The sequence below is a fragment of the Rhizobium sp. SSA_523 genome (assembly GCF_030435705.1).
Lineage (GTDB): Bacteria > Pseudomonadota > Alphaproteobacteria > Rhizobiales > Rhizobiaceae > Neorhizobium.
This window is the reverse complement of sequence record NZ_CP129382.1, coordinates 767670-787309: the sequence shown is the minus strand read 5'-3', so window position 1 is coordinate 787309 and position 19640 is coordinate 767670. Positions and strand designations below refer to the sequence as shown.

The following is a 19640-nucleotide window of genomic DNA, read 5'->3' as shown; positions in this document are numbered from 1 at the left end:
GTGTGATCCTTCCGATCTGGCTTAGTTGACAGTGCTGAGGCGGGCGATGATGTCATCCACCAGGCCCAGGACCGCGTCGCGGTAGCGACGGACTTCATGCCGGGCGAGCTTAAAGGCAGGCGCCGGCTCGATCCCGAGATTGACCGTCAGGTGGCCGAGGCGGATCTCTTCCGGACTGTTCTTGTCAGCGCGGAAGTCCACCTTGTAGCCGAGAATGTCCTCGTCCGCCTTGTGGTCGCGCAGCATGAACTTCAGGCTGTTCAGCCACGCCTCGGCCCTGTTGGCGGTGATCTTCTTGCCGAGGTACTGGCGGGTAATCTCCATCACCTTGACGGTCAGATAGTCGGCGCCGCGCACCTGGTGGATCTGCTTCCACAGTTCGCCGGTCGTGGTGTTGTCTGTTCCGATGAAGACGAAGCCGCCGTCGGCGACTGCGCCGTCAACGCCGCTCTCACCGGTCGCGACGATCGACACCTCGCTTTCCAACATCTGCTGGCCTTCCGTCGACCCATCGAGCAACGAGAACGGGATCTGCCGCGACAGCCCTGCAATCCCATAGGTCGCCCGGTTGGCGATCGGCTCGAAGGGTTTGCCGCCATTCTCGGCATCGACACGCTGAAAAAGACCGATGACGCGCGGTCCCATCGGCCGAGTAACAAGGTTCGCACCCTCGTAGACCCTTGCGGCAATGCCGACCGGCATGATCCGCTCGGAGTTCAGCGTCTCGCGCGCGTCGCTGGCATTGGCGGCCGAGGTGTCGTCTACATCGAGCACCGCAACCGCAAGCAGCCGCTCGCAAGCCGCATGCAGAGCTGCCGCGACCGGCCCAGTCGTGTCGAGGTTGGCGCGGTATGCGCCGCGGCCAGCCCAAATCAGCCGTGGTGTGGCATTCACGGCCGAAGGAATGGCCGCGACATTGGTCGGCGCCAGCGCCGCGGCAATATTGGCAGCGGTGTCGGCTGCCGTGGCACCCTCCGCCACGCGGTAGATCGTGACATCCGCGCCGGCATTGAGGCCGGAAAGCTGCGCATTGATAGCCGCAACACCATCGCGAAGCGCGCCGGTACCCAGCATGGCCACCATGCCGGCATCTGCCGTCGAGATGCGCACCGGTTGGCCGAGGGGATAAGCAGCGGCTTCAGCATCCGCTGAGGTTTCGATCAGAAGCGCCTTGGAGAAGTCCGCGCCAAGTGCCGGCACGGGTTCGTCACCAGGACGCGAAAATGTCATGCCGAACACAGGGTCGGACATTTTGGAACTCCTATGGATTTTGAAACGCCTTGCCGAAGGGCAGAAGAGGCAAAGAAAAGCCCGCCTTGAGGGGCGGGTTTCATGCGAGCGGTCTGTTGATCCAGGTCAGGAACGTCAGCGATTAGCGCGGCGCCGGAGCACCCACCACACCGTTGTCGCGAGAGCCATAATGGCGCCCATGACAGCCCCGCCGCTGGTCTGTGCAACACAGAGACCAAGATCAAGATGCGTTTGCAGCGTCACTGTATCCGTGGCGTAAGCCAGGTCGTGCGCCTCGCAGCAATGCCGCCATGTGCCGTCGAACCAATAGGTGCAGCCGTCCGAGAACATGGCCGGCGCCCTATTGCCCTGCCGACCACATCCACAGCGCATCCACCTGCTCGGGTGGAAGCGACATGGCGGCGGCGATCTCGTCCACGAGCGGATAGGTCCGCTCATAGGTCTGGGTGTCCTGCCAGTCGATCATGGCCGCCTCACGGTCCAGCGGATCTGCGATCGCCGTGATGTGAGCCTCAACATCGGCCGAGGTGACGCCGATCGACAGCAAGCCGTTGCGCAACTGCTTGCGAGTTAGCGTGGGGAAGCCAGAAGGCGCCTCCGGCAACGCTGGCGGATGCCATTCGCTGCCGTTGAAGATCCAGCCGATGCCGACGCCGGCTGCTCCGAACACTTCCAGGTGCGGGAAGAGCTCCTGTGCTGCAGGGACGGACGCGGCTTCAATGATGTTCTGGATGATGCCGCCAGAGGCGATTGCAACTTGCATGGCCGTTACCTCCGAATGATCGTGATGACGACTTCACCGCGACCGCCTGCACCGGAGGTGACGGTACCGGCCGTGGCTCCACGCTTAGCCCCCGAGCCACCACCACCGCGTGGTTGACCATCATTTCCATTAACGTTTGCGGTGTTTGAAGGGATAAGAACTGCATCCCCGCCATTACCGCCGAACGAGCTCAGACCGCCCAATAGAGCAAGATTTGTAACAGCCCCAGAGCACGAACCACCTGCACCTCCACCCCAAACAGAAGATCGAAACCTTCTGTCCGTGTTAGAGTATATCAGTGCTGCTGCCCCACCATGAACAGGGAGGTTAAATTCAGCTGCATAGCCGGAATAACTGCAACCTCCACCCCACTCCCCGGGCGCCCAAAACACAATAGACGTGTCTTCGAAGCTAGATTGTATGTTGTTGGTATTTGGCAGTGTGATCAGGGGTTGACCACCAGCTTTACTCGAGGCGTTTATGTACCCCCCTTGCCCAGCGGAGTATATTCCACCACCAGATGCCGCGTACCCCGTGTTGTCAGGAGAGACCATAGACCCCCCGCCGCCTCCGTAAGCCTTACGCCCCTTAAAAGACGACATACCCCCATCGGCGCCATTCAATGAGTTGGATGTACCCGTAGTGGATTGTGCGGCACCCCCAGCCCCTACGATCACAGCCTCGGTCGACTGAAGTTCAAAAGCCAGACACTGAAGTCGGTTATGAGCGCCGCCCGCACCCGAACCAGCACCAAGAGCATCACTATTGAGAGCAGTGCGCAGGGCGCCACTTCCGCCACCGCCCCACAGGTCAACGATGACGGTATCCGAAGGCAGAACCCCTGCAGGCTTTATCCAGGTGCCTGATGCAGTGAACGTCTGCTGATCGATGATCTGAGCGCCTGACGAAGGGAAAAGATCAGATAGATTGCTCATGCGTATGCCCTCGCCTCGACCTCCCAATTGGAAGTGTTCGCGTTGTATTGGAGATCGATTTCCCGCTTGTCGGCGTCGATGGTGAGATCGGTTGCAGAGCCGGCGATGGTCTTCCCGTTGCGCGCCACAACCACGTTGCTCGTGCCTTTGCGGCGGATCGTGATGATGGTTCCGTCCGCAGGCGCAGCCGGCAGCGTTGCTGTGATCGCGCCTCCGCCGGTTTCACAGCGGTAGCGGCGGAAGGCGGCGGTTGCAAAGTTTCCCGTTTTTACCTCGTGCGGACGCGTGGTCGCGAAGCTCACGGCCGCCAAGCTGTCGGCAACACTCTCAGCCAGAGCATCGAGATCCGCCACCAGCTCGGCAAACGCCGCCTGGCTGTTCGTTGCAGCCAGGCCGTCGATCGCGGTGATGGCAACGTTCGCCGCCGGCACGCCGCCGGCCAGCATCTGGTCAAGCGTCTCTTGCAGATCGGCGATGCTCTGGCTGGCGGTCGCCAGCGCCGCAGCGAAGGCGGCATTGGCATCTTCGACGGTATCCGACAGTTCTTGCTGCGCTGTGGCAACCGCAGCCTGAAGAGTTGCGAGCGACTGCTGCGTCTGCTCGATCAGCGGGTTGATCGCCTCGTCGAGGCGCTGGATCCCGAAGTTTTGCAGCTCAAGCTTCAGCACTTCGATGCCGGAGTTGACGTCCTCCAGCACCCGCAGCCGGCCGCCGATGCTGGTGAAGATTAGATCCCAAGACGCGCGATCGAGGGTGAAGCGCTCAGGTGCCGGCGGCGCCCGGTAGTCATTAGCTGGGTTCGGCAGAGCGGATGGCATCAGGACCATACTCCTTGATGATGCTGTTGATCAGGCTCCCTTTCGCCAGCACCGAATGCCGAGGGAGGTACCTGAAGGAGCCAATCGACACCGGCTTCTTCACGAAAAGAGTGAAGGTCTTTTCCGGCTGGTAGATCGGTGCTTCATCTTCATCGCCAGCATCGGCTGCTGAACCTGCAAGAGCACCCGGGCCAACGACTGAGGCTGTATCGGTCAGGCCACTGCCTTGAGCCTCTGCGGACACTGCCGCCCGCAGGGTCGCGGAGCTTTCCTGCGCATTCTCGATCGGCGGCGCGACTGCCTCTCCGGCGTTACTCGCGGTACCCGCCGCCTGCGCATCGGTCTGCGCAGGCGCTGCCTGTTTCTTTGTCCTGGCCATGTTCGGCTCCTCAATATCCGATGATCTGGATGTCCTGACCGAACGGGACGTCGGTCACCGATGTGGTGGTGGCATCCACCCGCGCACGGACCTGAGTGGTGCCGGCGGGAAGATTGAAGTCGGCCGTGATCTTGACGCGGCTCGGCTTGGTGATGTCCGTCTCGGCCACAATGGCCGTCGCAGTCACCACCGTGTTGTTCGCCAGGACGATCATCGGTACGGCCGTGTGCTTTGCCGGATCGAAGTTATCCATCTGCAGAACGATGCGCGCCTCGTCAGTCGAGAACCCGAAGGTCTTGAGCTTCGAGAACGCCCTCATGTCGAGCCGCATCCTTCCGCACACCGCGCGCGCATACTGATCGAGTATGATAGCCGGCGCGACATCCTGCGTGCCGACGAAGACGAGCCGGATCTGCACCAGCGGCGGAAGGTTGGCGAGCGGATTATCCTCTCGCGCATCGAGCGGGATCCACTCGGTATCGCCCTGCGCCTTGATCTCCCACGACAGCTGCGTGGCAGCCGGCCGCCAGCGCTTGTAGACCATCTCGATTTCGGTCATGCCGTTTTCGAGCGGGCCGATGCTTTCGAACTGGACCACGGTGCGGTTCTGCTTGAACTTCGCCACGTTGAGCCGGAAGGTGAAGTCTTCCGTCACGGTCCCTTGAGCCCAGGCGCCATCGGTGCAGACAAACTTGCTGCCGCCGGTGTAGGCGTTCTTGTCGTTGGTCATCAGCTGATGATTTCCCGACGAGACCACGAACCAGCCGTAGCGCTTGCCCTGCTCGAGGAGAGCCGGCGGCAGGGGGAAGTTATTCCACCCCACCTTCAGCTGGCTCTTCGGCTTGATCACCTTGGTCAGGATCGCGTCAAAGGCGGGCGCTGCACTCGCGTTGACCTGGCACAGGCAGAGCATGACGTCGGAGTCATCCGAGGACTGGTCGACCTTCGTGAAGTAGAGGTCGACCGAGGTCGCCACCGACACCTGCGAGTTGAGGAACGTCTGGCCGTAGATGGCGCCATCCAAACCAAAATACTCGGTGTTGTAGGTGGTGTAGGTCTCGTAATAGGTGTCGACGATCAGCCGAGCGACAGCGTATTCCGTGTGACCGTTCTGCGCCGTCTCGGTCTGGTTCCACGGGTTCGACGTCTGGCCGTAGTTGACCCAGGTCTCGCCGTTCGCCTGGAACGCCGCGCCGTACTGCTGGCTCCCGAGAGAACCCCAGCCCGCGGTGTTCTCGCAGACGTTGATCGTCTCGCCGTAGCGAATGCTTTCATGCGCCACCGTGTGCTGAACAGCCGTCACTATCGTATGAACGATGTTGGAGATGTCCTGCCGGCCGGTGCCTTCCGGTGAGGTGATGCGCGTCACCTCGGTATATGCCGGCAGCACCAGGTTGTTCGCGTGCACCTTCAGCTGCGGATCGTCATAGTTCAGCAGCCGCAGGATGCTGTCTTTCTGGGACGCATACTGGAAGCGGATGCCTTCCTTGATGCGGAAATAGCCGCCCAGGGTGAAGTCCCAGAACTCCTTCAGCAGCGCCTGGTCGAAGAAGTAGTTGCGCGCCTCGTCCGGCATGTTGAGCGCCTGGTTATGGCGCGCAACGTCGCGAACCATCTGCGCCACAAGACGCGGGTCCGGAATGTTCTTCTGACCAGCCGCGATATTGGCGACGTCGGTTCGGATCGATGCCGTCTCCTCGAAGAGCTGCGTGATCCGAAGCTCAAGCGATGTGACACGGCCTTCAACTTCCGCCAGCGACTTCACGCGCCAGAAGTTGCCGGGCTCGATCGTCTGGATGCCCTGCGTGGTGACCAGCACATAGGCAAGGCAGGCATCGGTGTCGGACACCTGTGGCTTTGCCGCCGGTGACGGCCCGGCAGCACCTGCCAGAACCGTATATTTTACCGTCCGACTCTCGATCGTAGGCGTCTGGATCTCCACCGGGAGCTGCGTCTCCGGATCGGTCGAGGTGTCGATGTTGCGATCCTCTTTGATGACCACGACTTCGCCGCGAGGCAGGATGGCAAGCCACCGCTCGTCGTCTTCATCCGTCGGGAAGTAGATGGTGAGGTTGAGATCCTCGGCATCTTCGCGGGTATAGATGATGGCGCCTTCGAAGAACCGGCCAGGCGACACCGTCAGCAGCTGCGCCGACTTTCTGGACACCGTGTAGCCGGCCCAGCCATTGGCATAGCCGATGGCGTCGCCCACCACGTTGTCGATCGCGGCCCTCGGAAACAAGCCGAGGTTGTTAACATCGGCAGCCTCAAGGAACTCGGCATCGACAGTGTTTACGATTTTGCTCATAGAGAAGTCCTGTCCATGTAGGAGCCGAGCACGTAGCCGGCGTCGATGTCGTAGCCATCGTCGAGGGTGATCGGCCGCCGGTGAGCGAACGAGACGCTGTATTGGGTGTGCGGGGCCTTGGAGACGACCAGCGCCTTCTCAGCACGTTCCAGCGGGCGCCGGTCGCGCGGGCGAAGCGCCGCCTTGCCGAGAGCCGAGCGGCCGACGCAGAACGAGCCGCGCGGCTGCACGAGCGTCGTCTTGACCAGGAAGCGCGCAACGAATGGCGGATGGTTGATGGGGCTCTTCCCCAGCACGATGCGGCCGACCGGGAAGCGAGCTGGGTGGCTGCGCTTGTGGATGATCGTCGCATCGACCAGCTCGAGGTATCGAGCGGCCGCAGCGCGTGTCGTCTTCAATGCGGCAAGCTCGCCGTCGTAAAGCACTGACACCCCGGCATGCTGCGCGATCACCTCGCGTTTGCGTGCCTCCGGCCACTCGTCAAACCACAGATCGACCGAATATTGCGCAGCCAGCCACGGCAGCATTTCGGCGGGGCACCGGTAAGGGTCCAGCAGCACAGCATACGGGACCGGTAACCCATCCGACATTCCAGCAGCCACTGCGCGCTCGAAGGGGCCGGTGCTGGATGTCAGCAAAGGGACGACATCAGCCATCAGCGCACCTCCGCAACAATTGTCAGATCGGTCATCACCGGCACCTGGTACGGATCAGGATCGATCGCCACCGGCGCCAGGTCGCGGACCTTGATGACGCTGTTGCCGTACGCTGCCGCCGCCAGGTAGCCGAGGGGGATCTCGCCACCGATCAGAATGCGATCCCGAGCTGCGGCAGTCACGCGCGCAATGGCTTCCTGCTTGATGATCTCGGCAGAGGGACCAATGCCCGGCACCTCGATCACCAGCGACACCTGATACTCGACCCGCTCAGCACTCATCACCGTGATGCCGCAGGCCTCCGGAGCCCTCGCCGGGTCCGTTACGGCAGCCCGGACAGTGGCAAGCTCGCCGACGGTTGGTAGACGGCCAAACGGCCCGATGATCACGAGATCTGTTTCACCCTGCCGCTTGTGGATCGCACGGCCATTGACGCGCGCGTCCCAAAGGCCAATGGTCTTGTCCGGCGACTGGGGCCAAGCCTTCCGCGCATCGTAGAGATAGCGACCAGCCGAGCCGGCGGCTGGAACATCAAAGCTTTCGAGATACCGCCGCAGTAGCGCCTCGTCACTCTCCAGTACCGCGGCCTCCGTGGCCGTCTCCGGCACGATCACCAGGCGCTCGATGTTCCGGCGGGCGACAAGCACGTCGAGATTGCTGCCGGTGGCCAGCGGCGCCAGAAGTGCCCGGAGGCCGTCATTGACGCGCTGACGATCCAGCAGGCGCAGGTACGTCCATGCCCGACCGACGACGATCGCGGGGCTCGTCTGTAGACGCTGCTCGTCGAAAGCAGGCAGGGTTGGATCGATGAGTCGCTGCTCTGCCCAAAAAGAAAGGAAGCGATCAATGAAGCCCTGCAGGAGATCTGTTGCCGAAAGCGCCTCTATGGCTTCCGGCGCTGGAATACGAGACAGATCAATGGCTGTCGGCGCATAGGCAATGGTCATGATGTGTCCGCCCTTATGGTCCTGCCGCCGAAGTTGAGGGTGAAGCCGACGACACGCTCCACCGTGAAGTCGCCGAGATGGCCGCGCGGCCGGAAATCCGCCTCGATGAGAAGCCCTGCCTTGCCTGCCCGGATGTCGTCCACAGATCCGGTCGGCACCATGCGCCGCACCGACAAGCGCGGCTCCCAAAGGTCGATGGCCGTGGCGATCAGTTGCTGCCAGGCAGCAAATAGAGATGGCGTCACAGCCCGGCCAAGAAGCTCGATCACGCCGCCACCGAACTCACGCAGCAGCACGACCGATGATAACCTGGTCGACAGGATGAAGACCGCGGCCTGCAGGGCAGAGGCAAGATCGTCGAGGATCGCGCCTGTGCGCCGGTCAATCCCGACCATCGGCGTCACCCGCAGCGATGTCCGGAGCCGGCCAGTCCTCGGGCCACGGCTGATCAGCCGGCGAGATGCGGCCGAGACCGAGATCATAGGCGGCTTCGTGCGGTTCGAGTTTCACGGTCGAAGCGCCGCCGGTCCGTTTTCCGTCAATCCACGCCACACCCGGCTTGATGCGGTATTCGACCGACCCGCCTGCCGGCGCAGCCGTATCCGCCTCGTCGGCCTTCGCCGGCAAGCTGATTGCCTTTTTCATCGATGTTCTCCTGGTTTAGCCTTCCGGCGCGTCTGTCCGTTCGCCGCCTTTGAAGATCCCCCCATGGACATGGGTTGATCCAATGTTTTTACCGTCATGCTCGAAACGACCACCGGTGACAGACACGCCCGAACCGCTGATGGTCACGGTGACGCCACCGGCTTCGATGACCAGCGCACCATCGGCGATCGATACCCTGACGCCAGCATCTTCGAAGACATTGGCATCCATGTCCTCGTTCGGGCTGGGGTTGGCGTCGGAATAGCCGGCCCGAAACATTAATCCCTGCCGCGGATCGCCACTCGGGTTGATGATGCCGACGATCTGCCCCTTCTTCAGCGGGACCGAGGTCTTGCCGCTTTCGGGATGAGGGTACCAGGGCGACAGGAAAGGCTCCTCATCCGTGCCGCCGAGGCGCAGTCGGTAACCCTTCTTTGCGTCGACCAACTCGACAGGGCCGACCTTCAGGCTATTGCCGAAAGCGGTTTTGAGCATTTCGAGCTCGACGCGCTGCGCTATGAATTCCGACAACATCAGCTTTGCACCGTAACCGTGATTGCATTCTCGATATCCAGCGTCGCCTCAGTTAGAGGCGGCGTTTCGCGTTCTTCGTCGGCATGAAGCGGGCCGCGGCCGACCGCGAGCAACTCGCTGTTCGTCAGACCAAGCCGGCGCTGGTACGATTGCCAATCCTCGTTGCTGCCGGCGAGTATGGCTCGCATCAGGACCGCCTGTTCTTGATAAGTCGCATCTGTCATCGCCTCGATGCCGGACAGGAACAGCATAAACGGGCTGTCATCAGGCAGCGCTTCACCTGTTACCGGATCATCCGCCAGATCGACCGTAACCCGCACCTGATGCCCGGTGAGCTTTTGGCCGTCATCGGTGCTGCGCGCGCCGTAGAACTCGACCTTCATCACCCGATATTGCAGCCCGCGATAGATTTCGGCCCAGTTGCTCGACGGGTCGTTCAAGGCGTCGAAGATTTGCCGCTGCACAATGTCGAGAAAGAATTCGCGATTGCGGTCCGAAGCCGGAATGTCAATTCCGACCAGATGCGTTTTGCCCGTCGTCCGGTCCTTCTGAAACATGGCCGTCGACACCCCAATTTCGAAGACGATATCGCAGGCACCGTTTTCGACCAGGCTGCGGCCGGACGGACCCTCCATCTTCGAGAGGTCAGTGAAGACCGAAATGAACGGCCTTTCCTCTGCCGTCCGCAGCGTCCCGTCTGCCTGGATGTCCAACGCTCCGTTCGGGCTGTCGAGCACATTGTCCCCGACAAGTGTGCGCCCGCGGATTGCCTCGATAGCAGCGATACGCAAGGCAATTCGAGCAAGCGACATCAGGCTTCTCCCAGTTCCAGAACAAGGCGAGTTTCGCCGCGGTCGTCGACCCGCAAAACTTCGAACATCGGCTCGCCGACCCGCTCGAGCGCGACGATCAGATCGCCCGCAGTCGCCTTCACCTGCGGCCAAGCCCTATGGTCGACGTGCAGCTCCGCCTTGCCGGCGGCAAGCGAGGTGCGCCAGGCCGAGCCGCTGCGGCTGCCAAGATTGGTTTCCTGGCCGCCGCCAACCCGCAGGATAGCCGAGAACTCAACGCTCTCCCGGCTATCGTCCGGCTCAGACTTTGCCATCGGCAGATGCCGGACGCGCTCAGCGAACCGCTGATCGAGACCTGTCGTGACGATCGTCTGCAGATCCCGCACGTTTGCCGCGATCGGCATCAGTTCATTCCTCGTCCAATACGGCGAGAATCTCGGCTTTGGTCTTACTGCGATCGACATCGATGCCGCGGCGCTCGGCCTCCGCCAGCAGCTGATCCTTTGTCATAGAGGCAAGGTCGACGGCGTCATCCCCGGCACCCTTGCCCTGGCCCTCGACATAGGACATGCCAGGCTTCAGGAACTTGCCGTTGTAGTAGCCGGGTTCGGTCACCATTTTCGTAGACATGTTTCACTCCTGCTGTGTTGCCCGGCGCGACCATCGCGCCGGCAGTTTGTGGTGAGGCACTCTGCCGCTTACTTGGCGCGTGCGCTCAGCAGCATCTCCGGCCGCGTGCAGATGAAGAGCGGGTAGCTGTAGAGCTCGACCCGATCCCACTCGTCACGACCGGACTTGTCCGACAGCAGGAGCCCGTAAAACTCTTGGCCGCGCTTGTTGAGGTACGGCTTGAACTCGCTAGCCGGCGCCCAGCCTACCTGGAACGCGCCGCGCGCGCCGATCGGGAAGAAGCGGGCCTTCTCGCTGCCGATCGAGATTGTCGTGTCATCGTCGGTACCGCGATAGTTGATGAAAACGATGCCCTCGATCTCGATCGAGGAGTAACCCTCGATGTTTTCGAGCGAAGCCGCGCGTTCCGTGCCGAGCTTGGTCTCCTTGATCTGGGCGTGGTTGACCAGCAGATCGAAGAACTCGTCGCCAACCAGAGCACCGATCTTGGTGTTCGGCGTCCAGAGCCCCTTGCCGCGGCGCTGCATGTCGCGCTTCAGGTCGCGGCACTTCTTGCGCACGTCGGTCGTCGGATCGTCGAGCTCGAAGTCGATCTCGGCCGGCTCATCGATGCCCCAGAAGTCGTACCAGTCGATGAGGACGGTCTCGCCGTCGGCATCGAGGACCTTGCCCTGCACTGCGCCAAACCGCATGTGCTCCCAAGTGAGCTCCATGTCTTCCTTGATCTGCCCCGTGCGACTGGTGACCTCGTCGGCCACCTCGACGGTTTGCTCGTCGAAAGGCAGCGCCAGGACGCCGGCAAGCTCAATCGCATAGATCGTCGATCCTTTGGCGAGGCGAACGGTCTCCATCGTCCGCATCTTGGCCCCTTTCGGGATCAGTTCCTCCGGCGGCGCGCCATTGGGCGACGTCGGGATTAGCGTGCGCGAGCCGTTCCGATCGACGATGCCGATGGTGCGCGACCGGGAGTAGATCGGCGCGAAGAGGCCAAGCGTGCCGAGAAGCTGCGGCTTGAAATCGACCTTCTCGACGATCTCTTCCTGCACCTCGACAACGCCCCAGGCGTTTTGGGTAAAGATATCTGCAACAAGTGCCATTGAAGTTGCCCCTCCTTAGCGGGCGACGATGCCTAGCGCTGCCAGAGCGGCAAGGGCTGTGGTTTTCTGGGCGTCGGTGACACCGTTGGCGTAGACGAGAACATCCGCCTGCACTTCCGTGTCGCGGACCGTCAGCGTGCGCCGGACGTCTGCGGTCCGGGCATCGCAGCCCTCATAGAGGACAGCGACCGCGTTCTGCGATCCGTCGGCGGCGCCCGGCGTGTACGCCTTGTACTTGCCGCTCGCCGTCACCCTGCCGAGGACGGCGCCCGGCTCGAGAATGCCGGATCCGCTGGCAATGACGCCGGTATCGCGCGAGCGATAGCCATGCGATTCGGAGACGATGTAGTGCGCCGTATGGCGCAGTTTCTGGGTAAGCACGGTCATGGAAGCTGCCTCCTGTTAGCGGCGCTTGTTGGCGCGGTCGACGGATGCGGAGAGAACAGAGCGGCTGGCTTTTTCACCGCCGGCCCCGCCACCGCCATTGTTGAGACCCTGAGCGTGCATGGTCTGGCGCGGGCGGTACTCACCCTCACCCTCAGAGCCGTTGCCAGCGCCGGCGTCGGCCTTCGGCGAGACGGCAAGCGTTGCCTTGGCCTGGTCGACGCTGTTGCCGACCATGAACAGGTGCTCGGCAAGCTTCTCGCGGCCATTGGCTTCGTCGAGCGACATGATGGCATCGCGACGCTCGCGATCGGCCTTCACCGCGGCTTCGATCCCGCCGTTGGCCTTGTCGAGATCCGCCTTCAGCTTGGCATTTTCGGCGGCAAGCTGATCCGCACGTTCCTTGTCCGTCATGGTAGGCTCCTTGGGTGGACGGGGTTCTGCGGCGCGTGCCGCCATGGTGGCCGGTGACGACCAGTTCTTTTCCTTCGCCAGTGCGGTCAGGCTCGAAGGCGCATGCGCGAACAGGCGATAGTCGAAGGCGGCAACCGGCTTGGCGACCGTCTCCGTTGTCTTGTCGGCGAAGCCTTCCTTGACGGCATCTTCCGGTGTCAGCCATCGCTCCGCCTTCATGATCTCGCGGCACTCTTCCGGTGTTTTGCCGGACTTCGCCGAGTAGACGCGGGCATAAGCCGTGGCGAGTGCATCGAGCGCTTCCATCGTTTTGGAATGGTCGGATGCGTTGCCGAAGGTGTGCCCGCTCGGATCGTGGATCATCATCACGGCACCCGCCGACATGGTGACGGTTTTGCCTGCCATGGCGATCAGGGAGGCGGCCGAGGCGGCAATCCCCTCGACGACTATATTCGTGACGCCGGGTCGAGCTGACAGCAGCGCATGAATGGCGGCGCCCTCGGACGCGACACCCCCGCCGGAGTTGACGAAGACATCGAGCTCGGAGGTCGCGTCGATGCCGGCCAGCGCCAGCACCACATCCTGGGCGGTAAAACCGTCGTCAAAATAATAGTCGCCGACATAGCCGGTAAGCCTAAGCTTTCCGTCTTCAACAATCGCACTCATGTTCGGGTAATCCTTAGTAGGGGCGCATGCGCCCGGAGATCGCGTAACGCCGCGGCTTCACCCGCTCGCCTCTAGCAATCCGGCACTGCCGGATTGCCTTTTCCAGTTCCCGCTGCACGACATCCAGACCGGCCGTGGCATAGGCCATCATGTCGGTACCGAAGCGGGCTTCGGTTACCATCTCACCCATGAGCAAGGCTTCTTCCACATTACGAAGCTTGATGGCTCTTGCGCACCAATCGACAGCAATCGGATCAGGTTCGTCTGCCATCATGCCGCCTTTGCCGGTTCGCGGTTACCTTCCATGGCAGCGCCCTGTGGTCCGCCGCCGCCTTGCGTACGTCCGAATGGGTGCGGCACGCCGGCGTCCTCGAACATCTTTTTCTCCCGACTGAGCTGGTCGATCTGCTCCTGGCCGTTCTTGCCACGCTTGGCGCAGATGTCGAAGAAGCTCGAAATGCCGAGCTCGAGCTCGATCTTGTCGGCCATCGCCGCCTTGTAGTTGTCGGCTGACGGTGCGCCCGGTCCGTGCCATTCCGCCTGGAAGATGTCCTCACGGAACCGTCGAAAGGCCTGAACACCGCCCCGGATCCGGATCTTGCCCGTCTCGATCATCTCCTCGAGCCAGCGCTCGAAGATCGACTGAAGGAACGGGATCATGATCCGGTTGCGCCTGCGAAGCACGATTGGCCAGATGCTGGCGACCGACATCAGCACCGACGAATAACTTGCGTCGGTGTGATCCATCGACAGCGATTCGTAGGTGACCCCGATGCACCGGGCGATTTCCCGTAACAGATTACGGAAGAACTCCAGGTAATCGCTGTTGGGCGTCGAGGTCGTGTGCAGCGTGAACGTCTCACCTGGGCCGAGGTGATTGACCCGCGCCGGATCGGACATCGAAATGCCCTTCTCCTTCAGCGCATCGACACGCATGCTCCAGACATCCATCAGATCCTGCTGCAGGCCGCCAATGAAGTCGGTCCAGCTGCCGGATTCCTCGTCCTTCCAACCTTCCGGCTGTTCGATCTCCTCCAGTGTCTGGAGCGACTTGAACGCGTCCTCACTCGGCTCCGGGCTGTTGATGGTCGCTGCGAACACCGTCTGCAACAGCGCCTTCGCCAGTGTAAAATCCGCAAGCTGGTCGGCCTGCGACAAGACCTTCAGCGCCGGCGCGATAGGCGATATCCCCCGCGGACTGTTGACGTTCTCGCCACGGTCCATCACGTGGATGACATCGGCCGCGTCAACATCCCGCTCGCTTTCGACGCCGCGCGTGCGGACCTTGAAGCGGTAGGCCATCGCCCGGCCGTTCAGATCGTGAAACACGCCATCATCGAGCCCCTCCGCCTCGCGCGTTATACGCGGGCAACGATGCGAGGCGACCAAAGAGACCTTGATGCCCGTGGACAGGCCGTAGCGTCGACGCTCGCGCGCCTCCATAAAATCGAGGATGCCGAAGGCTTCACCCGTTCCAAGGAAGCTGCGCAGGACTGCATCCGCCATCTCGGCAATCGTTGCCTTGCCGGCCAGATCGCATTCCTTCGGGTTCCAGGCCCATTTACGCCATTCCTCCTCGACGAGGCTGCGCCATTCGCGGGCCTGCTTGTCGGAATAGCCGAGCTTCTTCAGCTTTGCCCGGCAGCTGAGCTTCAGCTCCTCGCCGATCGTGTCGCACAGCACCTGCGTGACAGCGCCGGCGATCCAGCCGGAATTGTGCATGAAGTCGATGGCCAGAGCCGCGGCGCGTTCGGCCGCTTCCCGCACATCGCGATGACCGTCGCGCATCGTGGCTTTACGCATGGCAAGCACGCCCGCCCGATCGCTGCGCAGGTAGCGCGCCACCGGCTTGCCGCGGCGCTCCGCCTGACCTGCCGGCTGAAGGCGCTCGCTGGTCGCCTTCACTCTGTGTCGCGGTTTCGGCTCGGTCACGAGTAGGATTTCCACTTCCTGCGCGGCGGCCGTGGGGCTGCCGGTTGTGTCTTGTCCGGTTTCGGCTTCTGTTTCACGAACGGGTTCTGCTCGGCATGCTCGAACAAATCCGCCGGCTCTTGGTCGTCACCATGCAGATCACGAACGAGATCGGCCCAGCGATCGAGCGTCAGCCTGCGTTTGTTCTGCAGGTACCAGGCCAGAGCGTAGGCGTAGACGGTTGCATCGAACCAGTCGTTGACCCGCCCGACGATCTTCTTCCATTGGCGGCCCGCCTTCGGCTTGATGAGACGCCGAGCCCGGCGGGATACGCTGGCACGCGCCTCCTCGTCCGCATCGACCAGACGTTCGGCCGTCAGCTCCTTAGCGAACTCCTCGTCGCAGAGGTCAGCGCCAAAGTGGATCGTGTTGCGCGGCCAATGGCCGTTCTCCGCGCGGCCCTGCACCAGATTGGCGAGCGCCGCGGTGACAGCGGTTTTGACATCGTAAAGCCCGACCGGATAGAGAAGCACCTTGGCCACCACACGCTTGCGATGATCCTTGATGTCCTTCTTGACGGGCGTTCCGAGCCACGGCAGGCCGATCGGCTCACGCCCGTCGAGCGGGAAGACGTTCGGGCGCCCGGCGCAGTATCGATAGACACGGTCCGTTGCCCAGCCCGAATCGACGCCGCTCAGATCGATGCCTTTCTCGCGCTTGCCGTTCTCCGTCGGATAAGTCCGCGCCTGGGCGTCGGAAAGCTTGATCCACGGCTCGTCGGACTGGTCCGGCGGACCCTCGAAGATCTCGCGGTCGATCAACTGCATCTGGTCGCGCGGGCCGATCGCATAAACCAGCCATTTGATCCCGTAGCCCTGGACGTCGGCGGCCGAGACGACAAGGGCCGCCCATGAAGGGATCTTTCGTGCCGGCAGCATCTCGTCTCTCGCCGCCTCGACGATCTTCTCCCATTCGACGGTGACGCCGCCCGGATCGTATGGTTCCGCCAGATCCTGCTGGCAGAAGGTGCGCATCTTTGTGACGTCACCCTGAGCATCCTCCCAGCGGGCCCAGATCTCCCACCACTTCTCCTTGGGCGCGTATGCGGCCCACAGGTGATAGCTGGGCTGCCAATCCCGGCAACGCCCTTCGCAAGGGTCGCAGCGCCACAGATCGATATCATCGGGTGCGATGACCATCGGCACAGGATCGTCGCCCTCGCGGACCCGCCGCGGTATCCAATGGCCCCGGGCGTTCATCTCGTGCTTATGACCGTCGAGGATGACCTCGTCGCAGCGCATGCACCTGAAATGTACCGGCAGGTCGCGATCAGGATCTGCCGGCCGCATCATGTCGAACGTCAACGGCTGCCAGTGCGCACAATGCGGACAAGGCACATACCGATAGCGCTGATCACCGGACTCGAAGTCGTCAGTGATGGCGCACTCGCCTGCAACGCCTGGTGTCGAACCCTGCCATTCCTTGGCAAGATCGCCGTACATCTTCTGTCGGGCCCGCGCCTGGTCACGCGGACTGCCGCGGCCATCGACGTCTTTCGGGTAGCCGGTGACCTCGTCCATGGCGAGATACTTGATCGACACCATCTGCAGGCCCTTGGAAGAGCCTGCGTTGACGATCTGGCAGAACCCGCCGGCGTAACGCTTGAACGAGGTCGTGCTTCCCTGCTCGTCGCGGCTGCTGACCGGCAGAACCTTGTGCGCCACGCGCGGCGAAGCCTCGATCGTCGGCTGCAGCTTGACGCGATTGAACTTCGTGGCCTCCTCAAGCGTGGGCAGCACGATCATCATCGAGCCCGGCGCCTGATCGACGATGTAGCAGAACCAGTTCTCGATCGCTGTCGACTTGCCAAGCTGGGCCGCCCAACGGCAGGTCACCCGCCGCGCCGGATGATCAGGATGCAGGCAATCCTGCGGCTCGCGAAGATAAGGCACGCGATCCACCTTAAAATCGCCCGGCCAGGGTGAGCCCGATTCCGGCGAGACCTTGCGGTAGCGTTCGGCATGCTCGCTGAGCGTCAGATCCTCGACGGTACGGCTTGCGGCAGCAAGGCCCGAGAACAAGGCGACCGCGCCGTCCGGCAAATGCGGAAAGCGTGTCCTAATATCCTGAACAGTCATTGCAGCGACGTGTGTTCCGCTTCATCCGAAAAGCCGGCGCCGGCTGCATCGTCGCGACGACGCATGGCATCGAGCTTCTCGAGCACCTGACGATTGAAGACGGCGATGCCGGTCTTCGTGAATGTCTTGAGAGCTAGGCGAACGATACGCTCGTCCCAGCCGTACTTGAGCGACAGCATCTGGGCTTCGCTTTCGATTGCCCGCTCGAACGCGCTCTGCATCATGGCGACCGCATCGCGGCCGGCCTGGTCGACCTCTCCGACCGGCGTCAGCTCGAGCCGGCGCTCGGCCAGGTCCATTTCCTTCAGCTCGGCATCGGCCTGCGCCTTACGTGCGGCCCCGTCCGACTGCGACCCGACAAACCGCGGCTGCTGCAGCCTGCCATGCACGACGGCCGTCTGCGGCTGGGATGCGGCCGCGACCGGCGCCCGGATGCGGATGTTCTCGCCGCGGTGCTGTACCAGGGCGATGTAATCGACCAGGTTCGATTTTCCCTCCGGCTTCAGCGGCAGCGCTTCCGCGTGCTGTTTCAGGTAGCGCGACAACGTCGAGCGGTCGATCCGGTCGCCAACAGCCGTCAATCGTGACGCGGCCTCCGTGATCGAGATCCAGTCTTCTTCCATCGTGCATGTCCCGTGCATCACGTGTGCTTGCCACGTGTATCCGTGTACCGGTTGCGAAGTATCGCACTGGCAAAATCGCGCAGTCGCGCCGCCCCGTGTGGCTGATTTTCTGCGCTACGGTCCCTGAACCCGGGGGGTGCCCCGACCGATGAGGGTCAAGGGACCAGCTTCTGCATAGCCGCGTCCACCCTCTGCTGCAGGAGCGGGCCAGCGATCCGGTCGAAGGCTGCCTTCGTTGCGCCTCTCGTCATCTCCGTGGGGATGAAGACGCCGGATCTGGCGAATGTGATCTTCGTTCCCGATCGGTTCAGCCGATAGAAGGCATGACCGTCAAACTTCGCCACCTCTTTGCGGTTCGGGAAACGGCCGCCGCGCATGAAGGCGCCAGGATAGAGCGTAGTCTTGCCGAACGGTTTGGCAACGACGCCGGTCTCCGTCTCTCTTGCCCCCAGATATTTGAGGCGAATGTTCCCGCCACGCGTCACCATCTCATAGGACAGGCGACCAGGGCGAGCGACGGCCGGATCACCAACCGCCTTCACGATTGTCTTTCTCGGCAGACCCGTCTGCTTCGTCAGGTTTCGTATGACCTGCGTCTTTGCCCGGTTGCCTACCTGATTAATGATCCGAGGCAGAACCTTCGGAAACCGTTCGTTGAGATCGAGGATCCGCTTGCCGTAATGCTGCAGCACCTGATCAGCCCAGGCCACATGGACCATTCTCATCGCCTCGCCTCCCGTTCCGCACGCGGCGGCGAAGGCTCGACAAGCCAATGCTCACATGCAAAATCTTCGCTATCAAGCATGGGGGTGATGATGACAACTGAGAGTTGGTTCAAGACCACGGTAAAAGACCTTCCGAGCCTAATTGCTGTGGCCGGCGCATTGATCGGTCTCGGCATATGGGTCGGGAACCTGAAGAACCAGGTCGACAACTCTCGGGCCGAGGTCGAGCAATTGAAGGGGCAGATCACACAATTGCAGTCGCTCTTGTCCAATCGAAAGGCCGATGAGATCGGGCCGCGTGGCCCGAAAGGTGAGACAGGAGAGCAAGGCCCGCCTGGCATTCCGGGGCTCAGGGGTCCTCAAGGTGAAGAGGGACCAAAGGGCCGAGATGGGATCGATGGCCGCCAAATCGAACTGCGAAACGATGCGTCCTATATTCAATGGCGCTATTCAGGCTCGGCAGATTGGACGAATTTGATCTCGGTAAGCGAACTTAGAGGACCCAAGGGCGATCCCGGCCAAGCTGGACCCGAAGGACGAAGTATCCAAGTTCCCAGTCAGACGGGAGCGGAGCAGGCGAATGTATCAAACGGCGCTGGTCAAACAGCGGGCTCGGGGTCATTCACAAAGAAATACCGCGTCTTTCAGAACGACACCGTTTACGTAACCGATGACGATGTACTCATTGCCGTAGGTGATGCGAACAGTGCGAACTCACCTTTCAAGATCGATCAGAAATGGTACCGATTGAAACCTGGTGACGAGGTTCCCCTTCCGACGGCCATGCCATGTCGCATGATTTACGATCGCCTTTCACATCCTTTGCCGAATGATAAAGACCAGGCGGTGGATATCACCGTCCGATGCCGACCGTAGCGACGCGACCCTTAGGACCACATCTTCTTCTCGATGATATGCGAAGCCCGCCTGAGCGTCTCCGCCGGCGGGCCGTTTCCTGATCTTTTTTACTGTGTCTAAGCTATGTCAAACATCTGTCTTCGCGAAAGAGGGGCAACTGAAAATAA

23 protein-coding genes are annotated in these 19640 nt (G+C 62.0%); 1 reads left to right on the top strand and 22 read right to left on the bottom strand.

Annotated features, from left to right (window positions below; all coding sequences use genetic code 11):
• Positions 1 to 21: 21 nt before the first annotated feature.
• From QTJ18_RS12150 to QTJ18_RS12050, 22 genes are all read right to left on the bottom strand, one after another.
• Positions 22 to 1251, bottom strand: a complete 1230-nt coding sequence (locus QTJ18_RS12150) for a phage tail sheath protein (RefSeq protein WP_252754878.1) — start codon at positions 1249 to 1251, stop codon at positions 22 to 24.
• Positions 1252 to 1591: 340 nt separating this feature from the next.
• Complete coding sequence (locus tag QTJ18_RS12145) at positions 1592 to 2014, bottom strand: hypothetical protein (RefSeq protein WP_252754877.1); 423 nt, start codon at positions 2012 to 2014, stop codon at positions 1592 to 1594.
• A gap of 5 nt (positions 2015 to 2019) precedes the next feature.
• Positions 2020 to 2949, bottom strand: a complete 930-nt coding sequence (locus QTJ18_RS25550) for a glycine-rich domain-containing protein (RefSeq protein ID WP_354669090.1) — start codon at positions 2947 to 2949, stop codon at positions 2020 to 2022.
• Entirely contained in the window at positions 2946 to 3767 is an 822-nt protein-coding gene (locus tag QTJ18_RS12140) for a hypothetical protein (RefSeq protein ID WP_252754876.1), read from the bottom strand. Before QTJ18_RS12140 ends, QTJ18_RS25550 begins: the two co-directional genes overlap by 4 nt.
• Positions 3739 to 4146: a hypothetical protein gene (locus tag QTJ18_RS12135; RefSeq protein ID WP_252754875.1), complete on the bottom strand. Its 408-nt coding sequence runs from the start codon at positions 4144 to 4146 to the stop codon at positions 3739 to 3741. Before QTJ18_RS12135 ends, QTJ18_RS12140 begins: the two co-directional genes overlap by 29 nt.
• 10 nt (positions 4147 to 4156) lie before the next feature.
• Complete coding sequence (locus QTJ18_RS12130) at positions 4157 to 6454, bottom strand: hypothetical protein (RefSeq protein WP_252754874.1); 2298 nt, start codon at positions 6452 to 6454, stop codon at positions 4157 to 4159.
• Positions 6451 to 7110 carry a phage tail protein I gene (locus QTJ18_RS12125; protein ID WP_225246506.1) on the bottom strand — a complete coding sequence of 220 codons (660 nt, stop codon included), beginning with the start codon at positions 7108 to 7110 and terminating at the stop codon, positions 6451 to 6453. Before QTJ18_RS12125 ends, QTJ18_RS12130 begins: the two co-directional genes overlap by 4 nt.
• Positions 7110 to 8057, bottom strand: a complete 948-nt coding sequence (locus QTJ18_RS12120) for a baseplate J/gp47 family protein (RefSeq protein ID WP_252754873.1) — start codon at positions 8055 to 8057, stop codon at positions 7110 to 7112. The genes QTJ18_RS12125 and QTJ18_RS12120 overlap by 1 nt, the downstream gene beginning before the upstream one ends.
• On the bottom strand, positions 8054 to 8452 hold the full coding sequence (locus QTJ18_RS12115; RefSeq protein ID WP_252754872.1) for a hypothetical protein: 399 nt from the start codon (positions 8450 to 8452) through the stop codon (positions 8054 to 8056). The genes QTJ18_RS12120 and QTJ18_RS12115 overlap by 4 nt, the downstream gene beginning before the upstream one ends.
• Positions 8439 to 8702 (bottom strand): hypothetical protein, encoded by a 264-nt coding sequence (locus QTJ18_RS12110; protein WP_252754871.1) that lies wholly within the window; start codon positions 8700 to 8702, stop codon positions 8439 to 8441. Before QTJ18_RS12110 ends, QTJ18_RS12115 begins: the two co-directional genes overlap by 14 nt.
• A gap of 15 nt (positions 8703 to 8717) precedes the next feature.
• Complete coding sequence (locus QTJ18_RS12105) at positions 8718 to 9236, bottom strand: baseplate assembly protein (RefSeq protein ID WP_252754870.1); 519 nt, start codon at positions 9234 to 9236, stop codon at positions 8718 to 8720.
• Positions 9236 to 10048 carry a hypothetical protein gene (locus QTJ18_RS12100; protein WP_252754869.1) on the bottom strand — a complete coding sequence of 271 codons (813 nt, stop codon included), beginning with the start codon at positions 10046 to 10048 and terminating at the stop codon, positions 9236 to 9238. Before QTJ18_RS12100 ends, QTJ18_RS12105 begins: the two co-directional genes overlap by 1 nt.
• The gene (locus QTJ18_RS12095) at positions 10048 to 10431 is read right to left on the bottom strand and encodes a hypothetical protein (RefSeq protein WP_252754868.1); all 384 of its coding nucleotides are present in this window, start codon (positions 10429 to 10431) and stop codon (positions 10048 to 10050) included. Before QTJ18_RS12095 ends, QTJ18_RS12100 begins: the two co-directional genes overlap by 1 nt.
• Positions 10432 to 10435: 4 nt before the next feature.
• Positions 10436 to 10657: a hypothetical protein gene (locus tag QTJ18_RS12090; RefSeq protein ID WP_252754867.1), complete on the bottom strand. Its 222-nt coding sequence runs from the start codon at positions 10655 to 10657 to the stop codon at positions 10436 to 10438.
• Positions 10658 to 10725: 68 nt separating this feature from the next.
• Entirely contained in the window at positions 10726 to 11754 is a 1029-nt protein-coding gene (locus QTJ18_RS12085; RefSeq protein WP_252754866.1) for a major capsid protein, read from the bottom strand.
• Between the two features lie 15 nt (positions 11755 to 11769).
• Positions 11770 to 12141 carry a head decoration protein gene (locus QTJ18_RS12080; RefSeq protein ID WP_252754865.1) on the bottom strand — a complete coding sequence of 124 codons (372 nt, stop codon included), beginning with the start codon at positions 12139 to 12141 and terminating at the stop codon, positions 11770 to 11772.
• A gap of 15 nt (positions 12142 to 12156) precedes the next feature.
• Positions 12157 to 13218, bottom strand: a complete 1062-nt coding sequence (locus QTJ18_RS12075) for a head maturation protease, ClpP-related (protein WP_252754864.1) — start codon at positions 13216 to 13218, stop codon at positions 12157 to 12159.
• Positions 13219 to 13231: 13 nt separating this feature from the next.
• A complete protein-coding gene (locus QTJ18_RS12070; RefSeq protein ID WP_252754863.1) occupies positions 13232 to 13408 on the bottom strand; it encodes a hypothetical protein in 177 nt (58 codons plus the stop codon).
• An 80-nt stretch (positions 13409 to 13488) separates the two neighbouring features.
• Positions 13489 to 15150: a phage portal protein gene (locus QTJ18_RS12065; RefSeq protein ID WP_252754862.1), complete on the bottom strand. Its 1662-nt coding sequence runs from the start codon at positions 15148 to 15150 to the stop codon at positions 13489 to 13491.
• On the bottom strand, positions 15147 to 17267 hold the full coding sequence (locus QTJ18_RS12060; RefSeq protein WP_252754861.1) for a terminase gpA endonuclease subunit: 2121 nt from the start codon (positions 17265 to 17267) through the stop codon (positions 15147 to 15149). Before QTJ18_RS12060 ends, QTJ18_RS12065 begins: the two co-directional genes overlap by 4 nt.
• On the bottom strand, positions 17264 to 17890 hold the full coding sequence (locus QTJ18_RS12055) for a hypothetical protein (protein ID WP_252754860.1): 627 nt from the start codon (positions 17888 to 17890) through the stop codon (positions 17264 to 17266). The genes QTJ18_RS12060 and QTJ18_RS12055 overlap by 4 nt, the downstream gene beginning before the upstream one ends.
• A gap of 155 nt (positions 17891 to 18045) precedes the next feature.
• Positions 18046 to 18615, bottom strand: coding sequence for a hypothetical protein (locus QTJ18_RS12050; RefSeq protein WP_252754859.1), 570 nt, complete (start codon positions 18613 to 18615; stop codon positions 18046 to 18048).
• Between the two features lie 87 nt (positions 18616 to 18702).
• Between QTJ18_RS12050 and QTJ18_RS12045 the strand changes: the two genes are divergently transcribed.
• Positions 18703 to 19491 carry a collagen-like domain-containing protein gene (locus QTJ18_RS12045; protein ID WP_252754858.1) on the top strand — a complete coding sequence of 263 codons (789 nt, stop codon included), beginning with the start codon at positions 18703 to 18705 and terminating at the stop codon, positions 19489 to 19491.
• Positions 19492 to 19640: the final 149 nt, after the last annotated feature.

Bases quoted from the DNA above. Each gene is read 5' to 3' on its own strand.
- QTJ18_RS12150 (WP_252754878.1), bottom strand. From the start codon at position 1,251: ATGTCCGACCCTGTGTTCGGCATGACATTTTCGCGTCCTGGTGACGAA.
- QTJ18_RS12145 (WP_252754877.1), bottom strand. From the start codon at position 2,014: ATGCAAGTTGCAATCGCCTCTGGCGGCATCATCCAGAACATCATTGAA.
- QTJ18_RS25550 (WP_354669090.1), bottom strand. From the start codon at position 2,949: ATGAGCAATCTATCTGATCTTTTCCCTTCGTCAGGCGCTCAGATCATC.
- QTJ18_RS12140 (WP_252754876.1), bottom strand. From the start codon at position 3,767: ATGCCATCCGCTCTGCCGAACCCAGCTAATGACTACCGGGCGCCGCCG.
- QTJ18_RS12135 (WP_252754875.1), bottom strand. From the start codon at position 4,146: ATGGCCAGGACAAAGAAACAGGCAGCGCCTGCGCAGACCGATGCGCAG.
- QTJ18_RS12130 (WP_252754874.1), bottom strand. From the start codon at position 6,454: ATGAGCAAAATCGTAAACACTGTCGATGCCGAGTTCCTTGAGGCTGCC.
- QTJ18_RS12125 (WP_225246506.1), bottom strand. From the start codon at position 7,110: ATGGCTGATGTCGTCCCTTTGCTGACATCCAGCACCGGCCCCTTCGAG.
- QTJ18_RS12120 (WP_252754873.1), bottom strand. From the start codon at position 8,057: ATGACCATTGCCTATGCGCCGACAGCCATTGATCTGTCTCGTATTCCA.
- QTJ18_RS12115 (WP_252754872.1), bottom strand. From the start codon at position 8,452: ATGGTCGGGATTGACCGGCGCACAGGCGCGATCCTCGACGATCTTGCC.
- QTJ18_RS12110 (WP_252754871.1), bottom strand. From the start codon at position 8,702: ATGAAAAAGGCAATCAGCTTGCCGGCGAAGGCCGACGAGGCGGATACG.
- QTJ18_RS12105 (WP_252754870.1), bottom strand. From the start codon at position 9,236: ATGTTGTCGGAATTCATAGCGCAGCGCGTCGAGCTCGAAATGCTCAAA.
- QTJ18_RS12100 (WP_252754869.1), bottom strand. From the start codon at position 10,048: ATGTCGCTTGCTCGAATTGCCTTGCGTATCGCTGCTATCGAGGCAATC.
- QTJ18_RS12095 (WP_252754868.1), bottom strand. From the start codon at position 10,431: ATGCCGATCGCGGCAAACGTGCGGGATCTGCAGACGATCGTCACGACA.
- QTJ18_RS12090 (WP_252754867.1), bottom strand. From the start codon at position 10,657: ATGTCTACGAAAATGGTGACCGAACCCGGCTACTACAACGGCAAGTTC.
- QTJ18_RS12085 (WP_252754866.1), bottom strand. From the start codon at position 11,754: ATGGCACTTGTTGCAGATATCTTTACCCAAAACGCCTGGGGCGTTGTC.
- QTJ18_RS12080 (WP_252754865.1), bottom strand. From the start codon at position 12,141: ATGACCGTGCTTACCCAGAAACTGCGCCATACGGCGCACTACATCGTC.
- QTJ18_RS12075 (WP_252754864.1), bottom strand. From the start codon at position 13,218: ATGAGTGCGATTGTTGAAGACGGAAAGCTTAGGCTTACCGGCTATGTC.
- QTJ18_RS12070 (WP_252754863.1), bottom strand. From the start codon at position 13,408: ATGGGTGAGATGGTAACCGAAGCCCGCTTCGGTACCGACATGATGGCC.
- QTJ18_RS12060 (WP_252754861.1), bottom strand. From the start codon at position 17,267: ATGACTGTTCAGGATATTAGGACACGCTTTCCGCATTTGCCGGACGGC.
- QTJ18_RS12055 (WP_252754860.1), bottom strand. From the start codon at position 17,890: ATGGAAGAAGACTGGATCTCGATCACGGAGGCCGCGTCACGATTGACG.
- QTJ18_RS12050 (WP_252754859.1), bottom strand. From the start codon at position 18,615: ATGAGAATGGTCCATGTGGCCTGGGCTGATCAGGTGCTGCAGCATTAC.
- QTJ18_RS12045 (WP_252754858.1), top strand. From the start codon at position 18,703: ATGATGACAACTGAGAGTTGGTTCAAGACCACGGTAAAAGACCTTCCG.